Here is a 16,072-nt window from a genome sequence, read left to right as displayed (position 1 = left end):
GCTTACGGCGCGGGCGCCCAGATCCCGTCGTTGCGCGTGAACACGCTGCGGCTGGAGGCCGCGAACGCGCCGAGCCCAGGCTGCCAGGAATGCGTTTCCACCTCGATCCGCGCGGACGCGGTGCGGATCACGTTGAACGAGTTCGCCTCGCCACGGCCGCGGGTCGAAGTCGCCGTCCCTGCCTGCACCACGAGCGCGGCAAACCCCGGAATCGCGTAACGACCGGCCGTACCGGCCGCGTGAGACACATGCAGGTGGCCGGAGAGGAACAGGTCGATTCCGCAATGGGCGAACGTGCGCATCGCCATGTGCGCCCGGCCGACGATGTCGTCTTCGTCGCCATGCGCCGGCAGGTCGAACGGATGGTGGGTGACGACCACGCGCACGATGTCCTCGTCCAGCGGCGCCAAGCGTTCCCGGGCCAGCGCCAGTTGTTCTTCGTTGAGTCGGCCGCCCTTGAAGGTGAGCGAGCGCGCCGTGTTCAGGCCGAGCACGGCGATCGCGTCGTCGCGGTGGAACGGCGCCAGGTCCGGGGTGATGATCCGTCGATAACGGCGCAATGGCGCGGCGAACCGGCGCAGCACGTCGTACAGCGGCACGTCGTGGTTTCCCGGCACGACGATGCACGGCTGCGGCAGGCGCTGCAGGAAGGCGTCCGCCTGTTCGAACTGCCAGGCCTTGGCGCGCTGGGTGAGATCGCCCGAAATCGCCACCACGTCCGGCGCCGCCGCCGTCACCGCCGCGACCAGCGGATCGAGCAGCACCGGGTCGACACGCCCGAAGTGCAGGTCCGACAGATGGGCGATGGTGCGCATCACCCCGCAGCCTCGTCCGTGGAGGCAGGCGCGGGCGCAAGGACCCGCAACGCCTTGGGGCGGATGCGATAGCACACCGGCGAGGTCATCGAATTGACTTCGCCGTCGGTCGAAACCTTGACGTCATGCCGGCACAGGTGCACCTGCGCCTCGGTCGTGGCGTAGGCATCGAAGTCGTCGCGATGCGAACCGATGCCCAGCAGCGACCGCAGCGCCATCCACAGGAACCCGAAAGCCGATTTCCCGCGCAGGATGCATAGCGACAACATGCCGCCATCCAGCCGACGGCGGCGCCCGAGCGCGAAGCCTTCGAATTCATAGGCATTGTTGCCGACGAACACGAACGGCGTCTGGTGATGGACGGTGTCGCCATCGACGAAGACGGCGACGTCACTGCTGTGGGGATGCCGGAGGCTGTCCCAGGTCGCACGCAGCATCGCGGGCCATTTGCCGGCGCCGAGGCGTCGCTGCACGCGCTCGCGCTCGGCGACGATGCGCGGGTACATCCCGATCCCCGAGTTGTTGAGGAAGATGCGGCCGTTGACCTCGCCCACGTCGCAGGCGATGCAGTGGCCGGCGGCAAGCACGGCGACGGCATCGTCGATCGACGACGCAATGCCGATGTCGCGCGCGAAATGGTTGAGCGTCCCCATCGGCAGCACGCCGAGGGCGACATCGCTGTCGAGCAGCCGCGCCGCGACGGCGTTGATGGTGCCGTCGCCGCCGGCGGCGACGATGCATCTCTCGCCCTGAGCGAGCAGCGCATCGACGGTGTCCGCGATCGACTGCCCGTGCGTGAGCGTCATCACCCGCGCCTGCAGGCCATGCCGCTCGAATGCAGCGCGCAGGCTGTCGCCGGCATCCTCCGCGTCCCCACCGCCCGCATGCGCGTTGACGATGACCGGAATGCCGTGCGCATCCGACCGCGTGCGCATCAGCTCGTGGCCATCGCCTTCGCGTGCGGGGAAGTGACAGCTGCTTTTCGGTGCTGCTTGCATTCGCGGCAATCCAATCGCGCGGCATCGAGCAGCGGGGGCATTTTCTCCGCGAGGAAATCGATGAATACGCGCACTGCCGGCAACAATCCGCGCCTGGATGCGAAGACCGCGTGGAAGATGCCCTGCGGCAGGCGCCATTGCGGCAGCACCACTTCCAGGGTGCCGTTGCGCACCTGCCGCGCGCACAGTGTCTCGGGCAGCAGGGTGACACCCAGGCCCTGCTCGGCCAGCGACAGCAGCATCGGGAAGTCCGAACCCGACACCCGCGGCTTGAGCTCCACCCGCCGCACGTCGCCATCGGGCCCGTGCAGTTCCCAGCGCTGGCGGACCTCGTCCTCGCTGATGCTCAGCGTGACATGGCTGGCAAGATCATCGGGATCCTGCGGGCGGCCCATGCCGTCCAGGTACTTCGGACTGGCCACCAGCAATTCCTGGATCTCGCCGAAACGTCGCAGGACGAGCTCGCCATCGTCGTCGAGCCGCGAACGCACGCGCAGGGCGACATCGATGCCTTCATTGATGACGTCGACCTTGCGGTTGCTGACCTGCAGCTGGACCCGGACCTGCGGGTAGCGGGCGAGGAATTCCGGCAACAGCTGGGGCATCTGCTGTTGCGCCAGGCTCACCGGGACGCTGACGCGCACCGCCCCGCGCGGCTCGGCGCTGAGCCGGTCGACGACCTCGCGCGCGGCATTGGCTTCGGCCAGCATCGTCTGCGCATGCCGGTAGACGCCGTTGCCGACGTCGGTCACGGCGAAGCGGCGCGTGGAGCGTTGCAGCAGGCGCACACCGAGGTCGCTTTCCAATTGCGTGATCCGGCGGCTCAGGCGTGATTTCGGGATTCCCAGCGCACGTTCGGCGGCGGCGAATCCACCGTGGTCCACGACCATCGCGAAGTAATACAGATCGTTGAGGTCCTGCATGGCCGTGTCCGGGTGGTTCCATTATTGGAACGATGCGTGATATTCGACCATCTTTATCCCGCTGTTGCAACGGCCTACCTTGCACGAGTCGCGGCGCAATGCCGCCCTGCAACGGGACCACCGCCATGAAACTCCTGCACCTGGACTCCAGCATCCTCGGCCAGAACTCCGCCAGCCGCCCGCTCAGTGCCGCGATCGTCGCCCGCTGGCAGAACGCCGTGCCGGGACTGCAGGTCCGCCATCGCGATCTCGCCGCGCAGCCGTTGCCCCACCTGGGGGCCGGTTCGCTGGCGGGCTCCGATCCGGCGGAAGCCGCCGAGGCCGAGCGGGTGATGCAGGAGTTCCTCGAAGCCGATGTCGTGGTGATCGGGGCACCGATGTACAACTTCAGCGTGCCCTCGACGCTCAAGGCCTGGATCGACCGGGTCGCGGTGGCGGGCCGCACCTTCCGCTACACCGAGCACGGTCCCCAGGGCCTGGCTGGCGGCAAGCTGGTGATCATCGCCAGCACCCGGGGCGGGTTCCACCAGGGTGGTACGACGGATTTCCAGGAGCCCTACCTGCGGCAGGTGTTCGGATTCCTTGGCATCACGGACATCGAATTCGTCCGCGCCGAAGGCCTGGCGATGTCGCCGCAGCAACGCCAAGACGCCATGGCCGCGGCGCACGCGTCGATCCGCACGCCGCTGGCGCGGGCGGCGTGACCGGGAGATCGCGTCAGGCGATCCGCTCGGCGCCGCCCATGTACGGCCGCAGGACGTCCGGAACGATGATCGAGCCGTCGGCCTGCTGGTAGTTTTCCATCACCGCGATCAGCGCACGGCCAACAGCGACGCCGGAGCCATTGAGCGTGTGCACCAGCTCGGGCTTGCCCGTGGCCGGATTGCGCCAGCGCGCCTGCATGCGGCGTGCCTGGAAGTCGCCGTCGTTGGAGCAGGAGGAAATCTCGCGGTAGCTGTCCTGCGACGGCAGCCAGACTTCCAGGTCGAAGGTCTTGATCGCGGCGAACCCCATGTCGCCGGTGCACAGCAGCACGCGACGGTAAGGCAGTCCCAGGCGTTCGAGCACGACTTCGGCATTGCGCGTCATGCGCTCATGCTCGGCGTCGCTGGCGTCGGGCCGGGTGATCGAAACCAGCTCGACCTTCTCGAACTGGTGCTGGCGGATCATGCCGCGGGTGTCGCGTCCGTGGCTGCCGGCTTCGGCGCGGAAGCACAGCGAGTGCGCCGTCATGCGCAGCGGCAGCCGCGCCTCGTCGACGATCTCGTCGCGGACGATGTTGGCCAGCGGCACTTCCGAGGTCGGGATCAGGTAGCGCTTGTTCGCAGCGGACGCGGAATCCTGGTCGCCCGCGCCCTCCCCGACCATCGTCGAGAACAGGTCGTCCTCGAACTTCGGCAGCTGCCCGGTGCCGCGCATCGAGTCGGCGTTCACGAGCAACGGGACGTTGGTTTCCTCGTAACCGTGTTCGCCGGTGTGGAGGTCGAGCATGAACTGCGCCAGCGCCCGATGCAGCCGGGCCAGCTGCCCGCGCAGGACGGTGAAACGCGCGCCGGAAAGCTTCGCCGCGACATCCCCGTCCAGCCAGCCGTGGCGGGCGCCGAGTTCGACGTGGTCCTTGACCGGGAAATCGAATTGCCGCGGCGCGCCCCAGCGGTGCTGCTCGACATTGCCGGTTTCATCGCGCCCTTCCGGCACCGAGGCGTCAGGCAGGTTGGGAATGCCGAGCGCGATCGCCTCGATCCGCGCGCGGATGTCGTCCAGCCGCGCTTCGCTGGCCTTGAGTTCGTCGCCGAAACCGGCCACCTCGGCCATCAATGCCGACACGTCCTCGCCCCTGCCCTTGGCCTGGCCAATCGCCTTGCTGCGCGTATTGCGCAGGTTCTGCAGTTCCTGCGTGCGCACCTGCAGCTGCTTGCGCTCGCTTTCCAGGTCCGTGAGGGCGGCGACATCGAGCTCGAAACCGCGCGCCTGGCGCAGGCGGCCAGCGAGGTCGGAAGACTGGGTGCGGAGCAATGCAGGATCGAGCATGGATCGAACCGGAGTGGCTGGGCCCCGGATTATCCGTGTTTTGGCAGGCTCCATGCGCATGCAAGAATGGACCGACGCCGTCACCGAGCCTCCGATGCCCGCCCAGCCGCCGCGCAATGCCGTCCGATCCACTCCCGCCCGCGCATGGCGCGCGTGGCGGCCCGCCGTGCGCACCTGGCTGTGGGTCGCCGCCGCGTTCGCGATCGGACTGGTGCTGTTCATGGCGTATTGGTGGCGCGACCGCGGCAACGACTTCTACCGTGCGCAGGCGTTGCCCGACGCCGCCCAGGGCCAGCAGTTCGAACCGCTGCCGGCGCCGCTTCCGGCCAGTGAGGCGGCAGGCAACGCCAGCGGGCTGGCGGAGCCATCGGACGAAGCACCGTCCGCGACGCCCGCGCCGCAGCCGCACATCGTTCCAGCCCCCGCCGCGCCGCGGGCGCCGACGCCGGCAGGCCCGGCAGCACCCGCTCCGGCCGCCGCCTTCACCCCACCAGTGCCGATCCGCGCACCCGCGCCAGGCTACCCGCCCGCCGCGTATCGCAACGGCGACTCCGGCACGGTGCTGCTGCGCGTGCACGTGGACCCGCTGGGCATGCCCTATGCGATCGACCTGGTGCAAAGCAGCCGCTCGCGCGAGCTTGACCGCGCCGCCAGCGACGCGGTCAAGCGCTGGCGGTTCCAGCCGGCGCAGCGCAATGGGCAGCCGGTGGCTGGCGAGGTGCAGGTGCCGATCACGTTCAACGCCGACCGTTGAGCCACGGCGGCGCGCACGCGCACGCAACAACCGTCGTGGCAGGCTTGGACGCTCCCGATGGGTCCTGCCATGTCGCTCGATGATTCCCGTGGCGACGATCCGCTCCGCCGCAACCCGGCGGACGATCGCCCGACCAAGCGCACGCACCCGCTGTTCTGGCTGCTGATCCTGCTGGCGCTGTTCGCGCTGGGCTGGGCGTTCTACAACCACTACGCAGGCCACACCGCGCCGATGCCGTTGCCGGTCCCGCCTGCCGCGGCTTCTCCGCGCTCCTGAGACCGCACTGCCGCATCGGCATGCGTTTGCCGCCAGCGACCATCAGGCCATTTTGTTGCGAGTGGCTCGGCTTCCCCGCGAAGCTGCCGGATGGAACGCTACAGCCCCGCGGTACGAAGCCCGAAGCCGACGTCGGCGGCGAGCGCATCGAAACCCGGGAACGACGTCGCCACGTTGGCCACGTCGGCAATGCGTACATCACCGTCCGCGCGCTGCCCGGCGACCGCGAACGCCATCGCGACGCGGTGGTCGCCATGCGAGTCCACCCGTCCGCCCCGCAAACGTCCGCCGTGGATCGTTGCGCCATCGGCGGATTCCTCGCAGGCGATGCCGAGCGCGCGCAGCCCCGCCACCATGGTGGCGATGCGATCGGATTCCTTGACCCGCAACTCGGCAGCCCCCCGCACAACCGTCGTGCCCGTCGCGCAGGCGGCCGCCACGAACAATGCCGGGAACTCATCGATCATGTCGGGAACGATCTCGACGGGAAGATCGATCCCATGCAGGGGTGCATGCCGTACCACCAGGTCGGCGACAGCGTCGTCGCGATCGCTGCCATCGACGGCATGCGCTTCGATATCCGCGCCCATGGCACGCAGCGCCTGCAGCAGGCCGGTACGACGCGGATTCATGCCCACGCGCTCGATCCGCAGCGCCGATCCCGGCACCAGCGTCGCCGCCACGATGAAGAAGGCCGCCGAGGAAAAATCGGTTGGCACCCGCAGCTCGCAGGCGCGCAGCCGCTGTCCGCCGCGCAGGTGCGCGGTACCGGGCGCGTAGTCGATCGCGACGCCAAAGGCGCGCAGCATGCGTTCGGTGTAGTCGCGGGTGGGATGCGGCTCATGCACGCAGGTGTCGCCATCGGCCCACAGGCCGGCCAGCAGCAGCGCCGATTTCACCTGTGCGCTGGCCACCGGCAATCGGTAATCGATGCCGTGCAAGCGCGCACCGTGGATCCGTAGCGGCGGCAGGCCATCGCTGGACGCGATCCGCGCACCCATCTGCTGCAGCGGATCGATCACCCGCCGCATCGGCCGCCGCGACAGGGACGCGTCGCCGACCAGCACGCTGTCGAACGCCTGTGCGCTCAACACCCCGGCGAGAAGGCGCATCGCGGTGCCGGCATTGCCGCAGTCCAGTGGCCCATCCGGCGCCCGCAGGCCATCGACGCCCACGCCGTGCACGATGCGGACGCCTGCAGCGGGCGCTTCGAAACGCACACCCATCCGCGCGAATACCGAGGCCGTGGCGCGGGTGTCTTCGCCCTCGAGGAAGCCCTCGATCCGCGAGATCCCGTCCGCCAGTGCGGCGAGCATCACCGCGCGATGCGACACCGATTTGTCGCCCGGCACGCGGAGGGTGCCGGTCAGCGGGCCGCGCCTGCCGGCGACCCAGTCCTGGCGGGCGGCGCCGCTCACAATGCGTCCAGCGCCGCGAGCAGGCGCCGGTTCTCGCCCGCCTCGCCGACGGTGATGCGCAGGCAGTCCGGCAGGCCATAACCGGCCATCGGCCGCACCACCACGCCGTGGGCCAACAGCCCGGCTTCCACCCGCGCGGTGCCTGCGCCAAATTCGACCAGCAGGAAGTTCGTCAGCGAGCGATGCACGAACCACCCACGCTGGCGCAAGGCCTTGGCCAGTGCTTCGCGCGCTTCGACATTGCGCGCCAGCGCCCACTGCAGGTGTGGCTGGTCGTCCAGCACCGCCTGCGCGGCAGCCAGGCCGGGCAGGTTGACGTTGAAGCTTTCGCGCACGCGCTCCATCACGGCGATGAGGCCCGCGTTGGCGATCGCGTAGCCGACGCGCAATCCCGCCAGTGCGTACGCCTTGCTGAAGGTGCGGGTCACGACCAGGTTGCGATGCGCGGCCTGCAGGACCTGCGCCGATGCGTAGTCGGGTGCATCGGCATATTCGTGATAGGCCTCGTCCACGACGACCAGCACGGTGTCTGGCACCCGCGCCATGAACGCGGCGAAGGCCTCGGCGCCGTACCAGGTGCCGGTGGGATTGTTGGGGTTGGCGAGGTAGGCGATCTTCGTGCGCGGGCCGATCCGCGCCGCGATCGCCTCCAGGTCGTGTCCGCGCGCCATCGGGTGGTCGCGCGCGAATGCCGGCGCCTGCCACAGCGTGGCCCCTGCCGCCTGCGCGGCCAGCGCGTAGACCGCGAACCCGTACTGCGAGGCGACGATCTCGTCGCCGGGTCCCGAAAACACCTGCGCGAACTGCATCAGCAATTCGTGCGAACCATTGCCCAGCAGCAGTTGCGCAGGCGCGACATCCAGGCGTTGCGCCAGCGCCCGCTTGAGCGCGCCACCGAGCGGATCGGGATAACGGTGCAGCTGGTGAAGCGCATCCAGCACGGCAGCCCGCGCCGCGGGCGACGCACCCTGCGGATTTTCGTTGGAGCCCAGTTCGACCAGCGGATCGGGCGCGCGCCGTGCGCGCAGCGCGACCAGGTCGTGGCCGGGATCGTAGGCGCGCAGGCCCCGGATGCCGGGTTGCGCCCGCTGCGCGAAGAAGGTTTCGTCGGCGCCTGCGTCCGTCACCGTGCCACCGCCCGATGGCCTGGAAACGCTTGCCCTGGCGCCTGGCACATCGGTCCCTTCCTCATCGACGCATGGCGCAGCGGCAACGGCAGTCAGCCGTGCCGCTGCTGGAAATCGCGCATGAACGCCACCAGCGCCACCACGCCCGCTTCGGGCATGGCGTTGTAGAGCGACGCGCGCATGCCGCCGAGGGCGCGATGGCCCTTGAGCGAAATCAGCCCGGCCGCTTTCGCCTGCTCCAGGAACCCCTTGTCGAGCGTGGCGTCGTGGAGGAAGAACGGCACGTTCATGCGCGAGCGCACCGCCGCATCCACCTCGTTGCGATAGAAGCCGCCGGAGCCATCGATCGCCGCGTACAGCAGCGCCGCCTTGCGCGCGTTGCGGCGCGCGAACTCCTCCACGCCGCCTTCGTCCAGCATCCATTTTACGGTCAGCCCGAGCAGGTACCAGTTCCAGCTCGGCGGGGTGTTGAGCATCGACTCCTTCGCCAGGTGCGAGCGGTAGTCGAAGATGTCCGCGCGCGGCTGGCCGGCGCGCTCGAACAGGTCGCGCCGGACGATCGCGACGCTGATGCCGACCGGGCCGAGGTTCTTCTGCGCGCCGCCGTAGACCATGCCGAAGCGCGCGATGTCCAGCGGCTCCGAAGCGATGCTCGAGCTGAAGTCGGCGAACAGCGGCACGCCGCCGGTGTCGCCGATCGCGTCCAGGTGCGCATCGCGGAATTCGACGCCGTGGATGGTTTCGTTCGCGGTGATGTGCAGGTATGCGGCATCCGGGGACAGCTGCCAGTCCGGGCGCGGCGGGATGCTGCGGAAGCCATCGGCCTCGCTGCTCGCGGCGACGTTGGCCTGGACGTAGGGCTTGACCTGCTTGAGCGCGGTCTTGCCCCAATGGCCGGTGATTACGTAGTCCGCCGCCTGGCCCGGCGCGGCGAAGTTCAGCGCCAGCAGGGCCTGCTGGGTGGTGGCGCCGCCGGACAGGAAGAGCACGGCGTAGTCGTCGGGAATGGACAGCAGCGTGCGCAGGTCGCTTTCCGTCTGCGCGGCGACCTGCATGAATTCCGGTCCGCGATGGCTCAGTTCGACGATCGAGGCGCCGACCCCGCGCCAGTCGAGCATCTCGTCGCGTGCCTGTTCGAGGACGGCCAGCGGCAAGGTCGCCGGCCCGGCGCTGAAGTTGTGGACACGCGACATCGGCACGACTCGTCGGAAGGGAGCGGCGAGTATGCCGCAGCGCAGCAGGGCTTGGGCCCGGCCCGGGGCGCCTGCCTGCAAATGCAGGCTCCCGGCATCCGCCCCGGCGGGGGATGGCCGCCACCGCCGGCATGGCCGGTCGGCGGATCCGGCCCGGACGCCCGGCCGATGCCGCAGGCACGCAAATCGCTAGGCCTGGACCCCGAACAGCAGCAACGCGCTCAATGCCATCGCGATCAGCAGCGCCGCGAGCAGCAGCCACGGCAGGCGGCGCCCGGAACGACCCGAGCCTTGCGGAGACGGCAGTTCCCGATTCTCGTCGTCGGACAACTCCGGGGCTCCGGCCTGCCCCATGGCGCGCGCAGGCGCTTCGACCACGAAGCGGTGGTGCGCATCGAAGACGATCTGGTCGCCCGGGCGCAGCACGGCGTCGCGCACCTGCTCGCCGTTGACGATGCTGCCCTCGGCCGAACCCAGGTCGCGCAGCACGATCACGTCCTGGCTCATGTCGATCCGCGCATGGCGATCGGCGAACGCGCCATCGTCGATGCGGATGTCGGCGTCGGCGGCGCGGCCCACCAGGCGCGGCCGTTCGAGGGTGAAGCTTCGGCCGTGGTATCGCCCACCGACGCCGCGCAAGACGACCCGCGGATCGATGCCGGCTTCCACCGGCGTGTTGCCCAGCTTCGCCGGCATGTCCAGCGCCGGCGTGCCGATCAGCATGACTTCGGCGCCGTCGACATGGACCGTGTCGCCGACGCGCAACATGGCCATCCGGCGCACCGGGCGGCCGTTGACGTGCACGCCACGCGCGGCGTCGTCGACCGTCATCCACACGCCACGCCGGTCCACGCAGAATCGCAGCAACGCATCGCGGCCGTCGCCGACAACACCGATGGTGCCACGGGCATCGCGGCCGATGGCATGCACGCCCGCGCCCAGCGCGGTCTCGCCATCCGCACCGGCAATCCTGAGCTTGATCTCTTCCACCGGCGGCAATTTAGCAGAAGCTCCAACTCGCGCGCGCAGGCCGCGAGGCAGCGTCCATGGCGATTTGGCCCAACCGCGCCGCCATCGCACAATGACGCTTCGCCGGCCACTGCCCAGGACCGATCCATGTCGACCATCCAGATCCGCCATCCCCATTCGTTGCCGCCGGCACAGGCGCGCCAGGCGGTCGAGGATTTCGCGATCAAGCTCGGCCAGCGATTCGGGCTGGACTATCGCTGGGAAGGCGACGTGCTGCATTTCAAGCGCAGCGGCGTCGATGGCCAGGTCGCGCTGGTGCCGGGCGCGCTGCTGGTGGATGCCCGGCTGGGGATGTTGTTCGCGGCGATGAAGGGCCCGATCGAACAGGAAATGCGCCGGGTGCTGGCCGAGCGCCTGGGCTGACGACCGGCTCGCATCGCGGCTGCCCCGCAGCCGCCCGCATCGCGCCCGGCCAACACACAGGCCCGCGGACGTTTCGACTATCCTTCCGCCTCGGTTCCGGGCGGTGAGGTTGGCGTGGGCGATTGGGCGCAATGGGTGTTTCCGGTGATGAGCGTGCTGGTCGTCGGCATTCCGGCGACGCTGTACCTGCACCGCGTCCGCCTGCCACGTGAGGAAGCCGCGGCCGGCGTCGCGGCGCTGGCCGGCATGCGTTGGCGCGACTTCATCCACCTGGTGCTCGATGCCCTGATCCGCCGCGGCTACGAGCGCACCTTCGAGCCCAACTCGCCCGGCGAGGAAGGCGACTACGTCCTGGAGCGGAACGGCCAGCGGTTCCTGCTTTCGTCCAAGCACGGCGCCGCCTACGTACTTGGATCGACCGCCATTGCTGAATTCGCCAATGCCATCCGCATGCACAACCTTGCGGGGGGCCTGCTGGTCACGCCGGGGCAGTTCGCGCCCGAAGCGCGGCCGCTGGCCCGCGCGCAGCGGATCGAACTGATGGACGGCCCAACCTTGTGGCCCGAGCTGCGGCCGTTGTTGCCCGAAGAACAACGCGACGCGATCTCGGCACCATCCAAGGCCCGATCGCGCCAGCAGGTACTGATGGCGTGGCTGCTCGGACTGGTGCTGGGGCTGGTGCTGTTCATGCTGATGCGGCGCGAACAACCGGACACGTCCCCCGATGTGTCCGATCTGCCGGCTGCCGCGGCGAGCGTGCCCACGACCCGGCCGGAAACCCACGTGGCGACCGGGACCACGACCCCGGCATCCGCCCCGGTCGCAACGCCCGCGTCGCCATTGCCGTCACCCGCGACGACCAGCCCGACGGCGCTTGCCAAAGACGATGCTCCGGCCGAACTCATGCGCCGGCGCAAGGCTGTCGCAGCAGCGATCGCGAGCCTGCCACTAGTCGATCGCGCCGTCTGGGAAACCCAGTCGACGCTGCTGGTGCAACTGGTCGATGACACCAGCGATCCCCTGCCCTCGATCTGCCCGCTGCTGGAACAGGACGATGAACTCGGCGCCACCCGGCTCCAGTTGCAGCCCCCGGCAGGCAGCCGCAAGCCGGTGCGTTTCGTGCAGTGCCGGGCGTACTAGCAGCGGAAGCTGCCTGCGCCCGTCGCCACGGGCAGGGCTGGCATCAACGACCGGAGCGATTTTTCTGCAGACAACCCGTTGGCCTCTGCCGGGCGCGCCGCTATACTGCGCACCCTTCGGGCGGTTAGCTCAGCGGTAGAGCATTGCCTTCACACGGCAAGGGTCGCAGGTTCGAACCCTGCACCGCCCACCAGACGGATCCGGATCGCCTGCCTGCATCCGACACCCTGCAGGCCACCAGCCTGCGATCGCGACGCACATGGCGCACGCAGGCCGCGAGGCGCCTACCAGCAATCCGCCACGCTGCCGGTCCCAGACTCGGTCCGGTGGCCGACCTGGTTGATCGAAAGGGTTCCGCACAGGGAGTCGCCCCTGGCCTGCCCGGCCAGTGGAACCGCCTGCACGACGTAGCTGCTGCCATCCGGCGTACCGGAAAATTCCACTCGATAATAAGGTTTTACGTCCGACGAACAAGCCGGCAGGGCCGCGCCGGCGTAGGTGAAATTGGACGTGTAATAGCGCTCCATGAACTGCGCGCCTTCGGTCAGGCAGCCCTTGGCGGCCGCCCGGCGGCTCTTGACCGTCGCATAGCCGTAGCTTGCCAGCGCCGCGGCGGCGAGGATGGCGACGATCGCGACCGTGATCATCAATTCAAGCAGTGTGAAGCCACGCGGACGCACTGTGAGTTGCGCACGCGGGGCATTGCCGCTGGAGATGTCGGCCATGTCAGTCCCTGAGGATCTCGCGCCAGGAAATACGGCGCGGCGACCCGCCCTGCGGATTCACCGCGATCGAACCCAGCGTCCCCTTCGATCCGCCCACCACCAGCAACTGCTCGATCAGCGTCGGCAACGTCGGCATGCCGACGCCGACATCGACCGACCCCACCGGCACCACGGTGCCGTCAGAGGTGACCTCGTCGCTGCCGTCGTATTTGCCATCGCCGTTGATGTCGAAGTACGGCGCCGCGAGGCTGGTCCCGGTGAACGCGTCCATTGCATTGATGTAGCCCGAGCCGCCGGCCGCGCAGGTATTGCCGGTCGGCGGGATCAGGCTGGCCGCGAGCAGCACGCTGCCGTGCACGCGCGGATCGCTCACCACGCGCTCGCCTGCGGTCGGATTGTCCAGGTCGATATACCAGCCTGGCTTGCCCGCGGGCAGGCTCGATGCGGCTTCGAATCCGCGCACGAGGCGGTTGTCGAGCGTGGTGGACACCAGTATCTTGCGCTCGGCAAGCGCGCTCCGGCCGCTGATCGTGGTCGAGTTGTCGACCAGGCCGTAGATCGACTGCACGCTGGCGTCCGCCGCATCGCCGGTGGTCATGAAGCTGCCGGTGCCGACGAACACCCAGATCTTGTTGGTGGATGGATCGCGCGCGATCGCCAGCCCGGCCGTGATCGGCTGCGCGTTGCCGGCGTCGTCGGTGGCGGTGAACATCGCCGCGCCGGCATTGGCGACGGCCCAGTCCGACGAAGTCGTTGAATGCAGGTCGAACTTCCAGACGTTCCCCTTCAGATCGCCCGCATACACATAATCGACCTTGCCATCGCCGTTGACGTCGGCGCCACGGGGCGCGGACAGGCCGTTGTCGCTGCCAGCGCCGGTATCGAGCCGGCGCAGAACCGTGCCGGTCGCCAGGTCGATCACGAACAGCACCGCATCGCCGTTGACGCTGTTGATGCCATTGGACACGATCACGCCGGTGCTGCCGTCGTTGAGCTTGGCGATCAGCGGCGCGCCAAGGACGTCACCCATGTCGCCGCCGAGCGCGCTGCCTGTGCCATCCCACAACACATTGCTGGTGCCAAACGCGGTCGGATCGCTGACGTCGAGTGCGAACACGCCCCTGCCCCCGCGCCCGAGCGCGCCGACCAGGTAGTTCTTCGCCGGTGTCTGGGTGTGGGTGGAGACCGCGATCGGTCCATCCACGAAGTAGCGATGCACGTATTGCGGATCGCTCAGGCTGGCCAGGTTCGCCAGGTCCAGGCCGGCCGGGACGTAGGCGAACCTCTCGGCGCCGCTGCTCGCGTTGATGGCGTGCAGCATGCCGTCGTTGGCGCCTACGAAGATCGTCTCGCTGTCCTTGACGTAGATCGGCGAGGAGTCGGCGATGTCGCCCAGCAGGCTGTCGCGGTCGCGCAGCTTGCCGTTGTTACGACGCTCCTTCGATCGATTGCCGGCGATGTATGCCGCGTTGTCCGCGCCCGAGACCGGCGACAGCGCACGGCTGGTCTGATCCAGTGCCGTGGTCTGCGCCGCGGTCGGAAACGTCGCACCGGCCGTATCCCAGGTGAAGATGCTGCGGCCCGTCGCCGGAATGCCCTTGGACGCCTGCCACACGGCATCGGGCAGCCCATCACCATCGGCGTCCACGCTCGACACGCCAGCCTTGCTGACTTCGTACGCCGCCAGTTCGCCAGTCCATTTGCCGGACACGTAACTGGCCTGGTACACGCGCGTGTCGGTCTGGAACGATGTGCTGTTGGCCGTCACGTTGGATGCCGAACCCAGGCGCGCCGCGACCGTGGTCAGGGCATCGATCAGGCCCTGTGCGAACTGGGTCGGATTGGCGGCGGCGACGAAATTGCCATGCCCGTTGACCGAGGCGTGCCAGAGGTCGTCGATGCGATCGAGGTCCTCGGTGTCGGTCGGGTCGCCCCAGTGCTTGCTGCCGTTGGTGATCGAAGGCAGGTCTGACTTCGGATCCAGCCGCCCCTGCAGGCCGATGGACACGCCAAAGGTGACCATGTGCTGCCAGAAGGCCGGATCGGCGGTCGATGTCGGCACGTCGTTGTCGAGCGTGCTGACCAGGTCGCGGTTCCAGTAATGCATCGCGACATCGGCGAGCGTGTCGGCTGCCGAATACAGGCTGCCCCTGTTGCCCTTGAAGTTGTCGCTGTAGGGGCTCGCGGGCGTGTACTTGTAATTCGAGGCGGCCGGATTTTTTGGGTCCTTCGGTACCTTCGGGCTGATCGTGGTGCCATCGACACCGTCGACATCGCCCACGGCGGTGTATCCGCTGTTGTTGTTCCAGTAGCCGTCTGTGGTCAGGATGGCGAAATTCTGGCGGCAGCTGATCTGGTTGGCCCCGGTCTCCGGGCCCCACGGTCCGGTGGCGTCGGTGTTTTCGAAATACATCCCCGCCCGCTGCAGCGCACCTTTCAACGGCGTTCCGGAATTGCCGTTCGCCGCCTGCAGGTGGTCGAACCAGTTGCTGCGGTTGCTGCCCTTGAACAGCCCGCCATCGCTGGACACCGGAATCGCGTAGGGGCTGCGGTTCCAGATGGAGTCGTAACCGACGCGGATGTTGGAGCCGAGCTGGCCGAAGGCTTCGCTCGCGCCCGCCTTGGCGACCTTGATGCGGGTGCGATGGTAGGAGTACCAGGTCGCGAAGTTGGCCATCTCCAGTGCTTCGGTGCGTCCGGTCGGGGTGGCGAAGGCGCAATGGCGCCAGTTGCGCCCGCTGGAGGAGGAACATCCCGCATTGTCGACGCCTTCGACCCGGGCCTTGCTCCATTCGCTGCGCACCACGCGCAACGTGCCCCCCACGTTTCGGATCTGGTAGCGGTAATAGTCGCTGGTCGCATCGGGATCCGAGTCCGATGCCTTCGGGACGAAGAACGTCTGCGTCCTGGCCGATAGATTGGTCGACCCGCTGAGCAGGCTGTCGTGGCTGTAGGCAGCGGTGTAGTCCGTGCCACCTGAAAAACGGCTGCCGTCGGCCTTCATCCACGTCGCGTAGTCGATCGAGGGGTTGTAGTAGATCGTGTTGTGGACGTAGGACTTGTCGTCGATGTCATCGCCCAGGTCGTCGTCGCTGCTGACATCCTTGGGCATCGCCACGCCTTCCATCGAGCCGGAATCGTCGAGGATGAACATGATGTTCGCCGGCGGATAGGCGCTGCCGGTCTGCAATGGCATGTCAGGAATGGTGACCGCGGTGGCGGGCCCACCGAGCAGCGTTGCGACGAGCGCAAGGAGGGCCGGCGCCAAGCGTTGCATGGG

Annotated in this window: 15 protein-coding genes and 1 tRNA gene; 6 read left to right on the top strand and 10 right to left on the bottom strand. The window is 68.5% G+C overall.

Features of this window, described 5'->3' with window-relative positions:
• Nucleotides 1–2 precede the first annotated feature (2 nt).
• Genes G7B67_RS02050 through G7B67_RS02040 form a run of 3 tightly spaced genes read right to left on the bottom strand, consistent with a single transcriptional unit; the run spans nucleotide 3 to nucleotide 2,736 of the window.
• Nucleotides 3–815 carry a metallophosphoesterase family protein gene (locus tag G7B67_RS02050; protein ID WP_166207053.1) on the bottom strand — a complete coding sequence of 271 codons (813 nt, stop codon included), beginning with the start codon at nucleotides 813–815 and terminating at the stop codon, nucleotides 3–5.
• Nucleotides 815–1,750, bottom strand: a complete 936-nt coding sequence (locus G7B67_RS02045) for a diacylglycerol/lipid kinase family protein (RefSeq protein WP_166207050.1) — start codon at nucleotides 1,748–1,750, stop codon at nucleotides 815–817. The genes G7B67_RS02050 and G7B67_RS02045 overlap by 1 nt, the downstream gene beginning before the upstream one ends.
• Nucleotides 1,750–2,736 (bottom strand): LysR substrate-binding domain-containing protein, encoded by a 987-nt coding sequence (locus tag G7B67_RS02040; RefSeq protein ID WP_166207047.1) that lies wholly within the window; start codon nucleotides 2,734–2,736, stop codon nucleotides 1,750–1,752. The genes G7B67_RS02045 and G7B67_RS02040 overlap by 1 nt, the downstream gene beginning before the upstream one ends.
• A gap of 125 nt (nucleotides 2,737–2,861) precedes the next feature.
• On the opposite strand from G7B67_RS02040, the gene G7B67_RS02035 reads away from it, so the two are divergent.
• Nucleotides 2,862–3,440, top strand: a complete 579-nt coding sequence (locus G7B67_RS02035; protein WP_166207044.1) for an FMN-dependent NADH-azoreductase — start codon at nucleotides 2,862–2,864, stop codon at nucleotides 3,438–3,440.
• Between the two features lie 13 nt (nucleotides 3,441–3,453).
• On the opposite strand, the gene serS is transcribed toward G7B67_RS02035, so the two are convergent.
• Nucleotides 3,454–4,767 (bottom strand): serine--tRNA ligase, encoded by a 1,314-nt coding sequence (gene serS / locus G7B67_RS02030; protein WP_166207041.1) that lies wholly within the window; start codon nucleotides 4,765–4,767, stop codon nucleotides 3,454–3,456.
• 58 nt (nucleotides 4,768–4,825) lie between these two features.
• Here serS and G7B67_RS02025 point away from each other — a divergent pair, with 58 nt between their 5' ends.
• On the top strand, nucleotides 4,826–5,521 hold the full coding sequence (locus tag G7B67_RS02025) for an energy transducer TonB (RefSeq protein ID WP_243412213.1): 696 nt from the start codon (nucleotides 4,826–4,828) through the stop codon (nucleotides 5,519–5,521).
• A gap of 69 nt (nucleotides 5,522–5,590) precedes the next feature.
• On the top strand, nucleotides 5,591–5,797 hold the full coding sequence (locus G7B67_RS02020; protein WP_166207038.1) for a hypothetical protein: 207 nt from the start codon (nucleotides 5,591–5,593) through the stop codon (nucleotides 5,795–5,797).
• A gap of 98 nt (nucleotides 5,798–5,895) precedes the next feature.
• On the opposite strand, the gene aroA is transcribed toward G7B67_RS02020, so the two are convergent.
• The 4 genes from aroA to G7B67_RS02000 form a co-directional block, all read right to left on the bottom strand.
• Nucleotides 5,896–7,215: a 3-phosphoshikimate 1-carboxyvinyltransferase gene (gene aroA, locus G7B67_RS02015; RefSeq protein ID WP_243412212.1), complete on the bottom strand. Its 1,320-nt coding sequence runs from the start codon at nucleotides 7,213–7,215 to the stop codon at nucleotides 5,896–5,898.
• Nucleotides 7,212–8,342, bottom strand: a complete 1,131-nt coding sequence (hisC, locus tag G7B67_RS02010; RefSeq protein WP_166207035.1) for a histidinol-phosphate transaminase — start codon at nucleotides 8,340–8,342, stop codon at nucleotides 7,212–7,214. Before hisC ends, aroA begins: the two co-directional genes overlap by 4 nt.
• 92 nt (nucleotides 8,343–8,434) lie before the next feature.
• Nucleotides 8,435–9,535, bottom strand: coding sequence for a 3-phosphoserine/phosphohydroxythreonine transaminase (gene serC / locus G7B67_RS02005; RefSeq protein WP_166207032.1), 1,101 nt, complete (start codon nucleotides 9,533–9,535; stop codon nucleotides 8,435–8,437).
• 189 nt (nucleotides 9,536–9,724) lie between these two features.
• A complete protein-coding gene (locus G7B67_RS02000; protein WP_243412211.1) occupies nucleotides 9,725–10,525 on the bottom strand; it encodes an FHA domain-containing protein in 801 nt (266 codons plus the stop codon).
• Between the two features lie 126 nt (nucleotides 10,526–10,651).
• Here G7B67_RS02000 and G7B67_RS01995 point away from each other — a divergent pair, with 126 nt between their 5' ends.
• The 3 genes from G7B67_RS01995 (at nucleotide 10,652) to G7B67_RS01985 (ending at nucleotide 12,260) form a co-directional block, all read left to right on the top strand.
• Entirely contained in the window at nucleotides 10,652–10,927 is a 276-nt protein-coding gene (locus G7B67_RS01995) for a polyhydroxyalkanoic acid system family protein (RefSeq protein WP_166207027.1), read from the top strand.
• A 114-nt stretch (nucleotides 10,928–11,041) separates the two neighbouring features.
• On the top strand, nucleotides 11,042–12,067 hold the full coding sequence (locus G7B67_RS01990) for a restriction endonuclease (RefSeq protein WP_166207024.1): 1,026 nt from the start codon (nucleotides 11,042–11,044) through the stop codon (nucleotides 12,065–12,067).
• 118 nt (nucleotides 12,068–12,185) lie between these two features.
• Nucleotides 12,186–12,260: transfer RNA gene (locus G7B67_RS01985), tRNA-Val, on the top strand.
• A gap of 91 nt (nucleotides 12,261–12,351) precedes the next feature.
• Here G7B67_RS01985 and G7B67_RS01980 read toward each other — a convergent pair.
• Both G7B67_RS01980 and G7B67_RS01975 read right to left on the bottom strand, forming a co-directional pair.
• Entirely contained in the window at nucleotides 12,352–12,792 is a 441-nt protein-coding gene (locus G7B67_RS01980) for a type IV pilin protein (protein WP_166207021.1), read from the bottom strand.
• A 1-nt stretch (nucleotide 12,793) separates the two neighbouring features.
• Nucleotides 12,794–15,988 (bottom strand): pilus assembly protein, encoded by a 3,195-nt coding sequence (locus G7B67_RS01975; RefSeq protein WP_243412210.1) that lies wholly within the window; start codon nucleotides 15,986–15,988, stop codon nucleotides 12,794–12,796.
• Between the last annotated feature and the right edge of the window lie 84 nt (nucleotides 15,989–16,072).

Origin of the sequence: Cognatiluteimonas telluris, assembly GCF_011320095.1 — a bacterium.
Classification (GTDB): domain Bacteria; phylum Pseudomonadota; class Gammaproteobacteria; order Xanthomonadales; family Xanthomonadaceae; genus Cognatiluteimonas; species Cognatiluteimonas telluris.
This window is presented reverse-complemented; position numbering and strand designations above follow the sequence as displayed.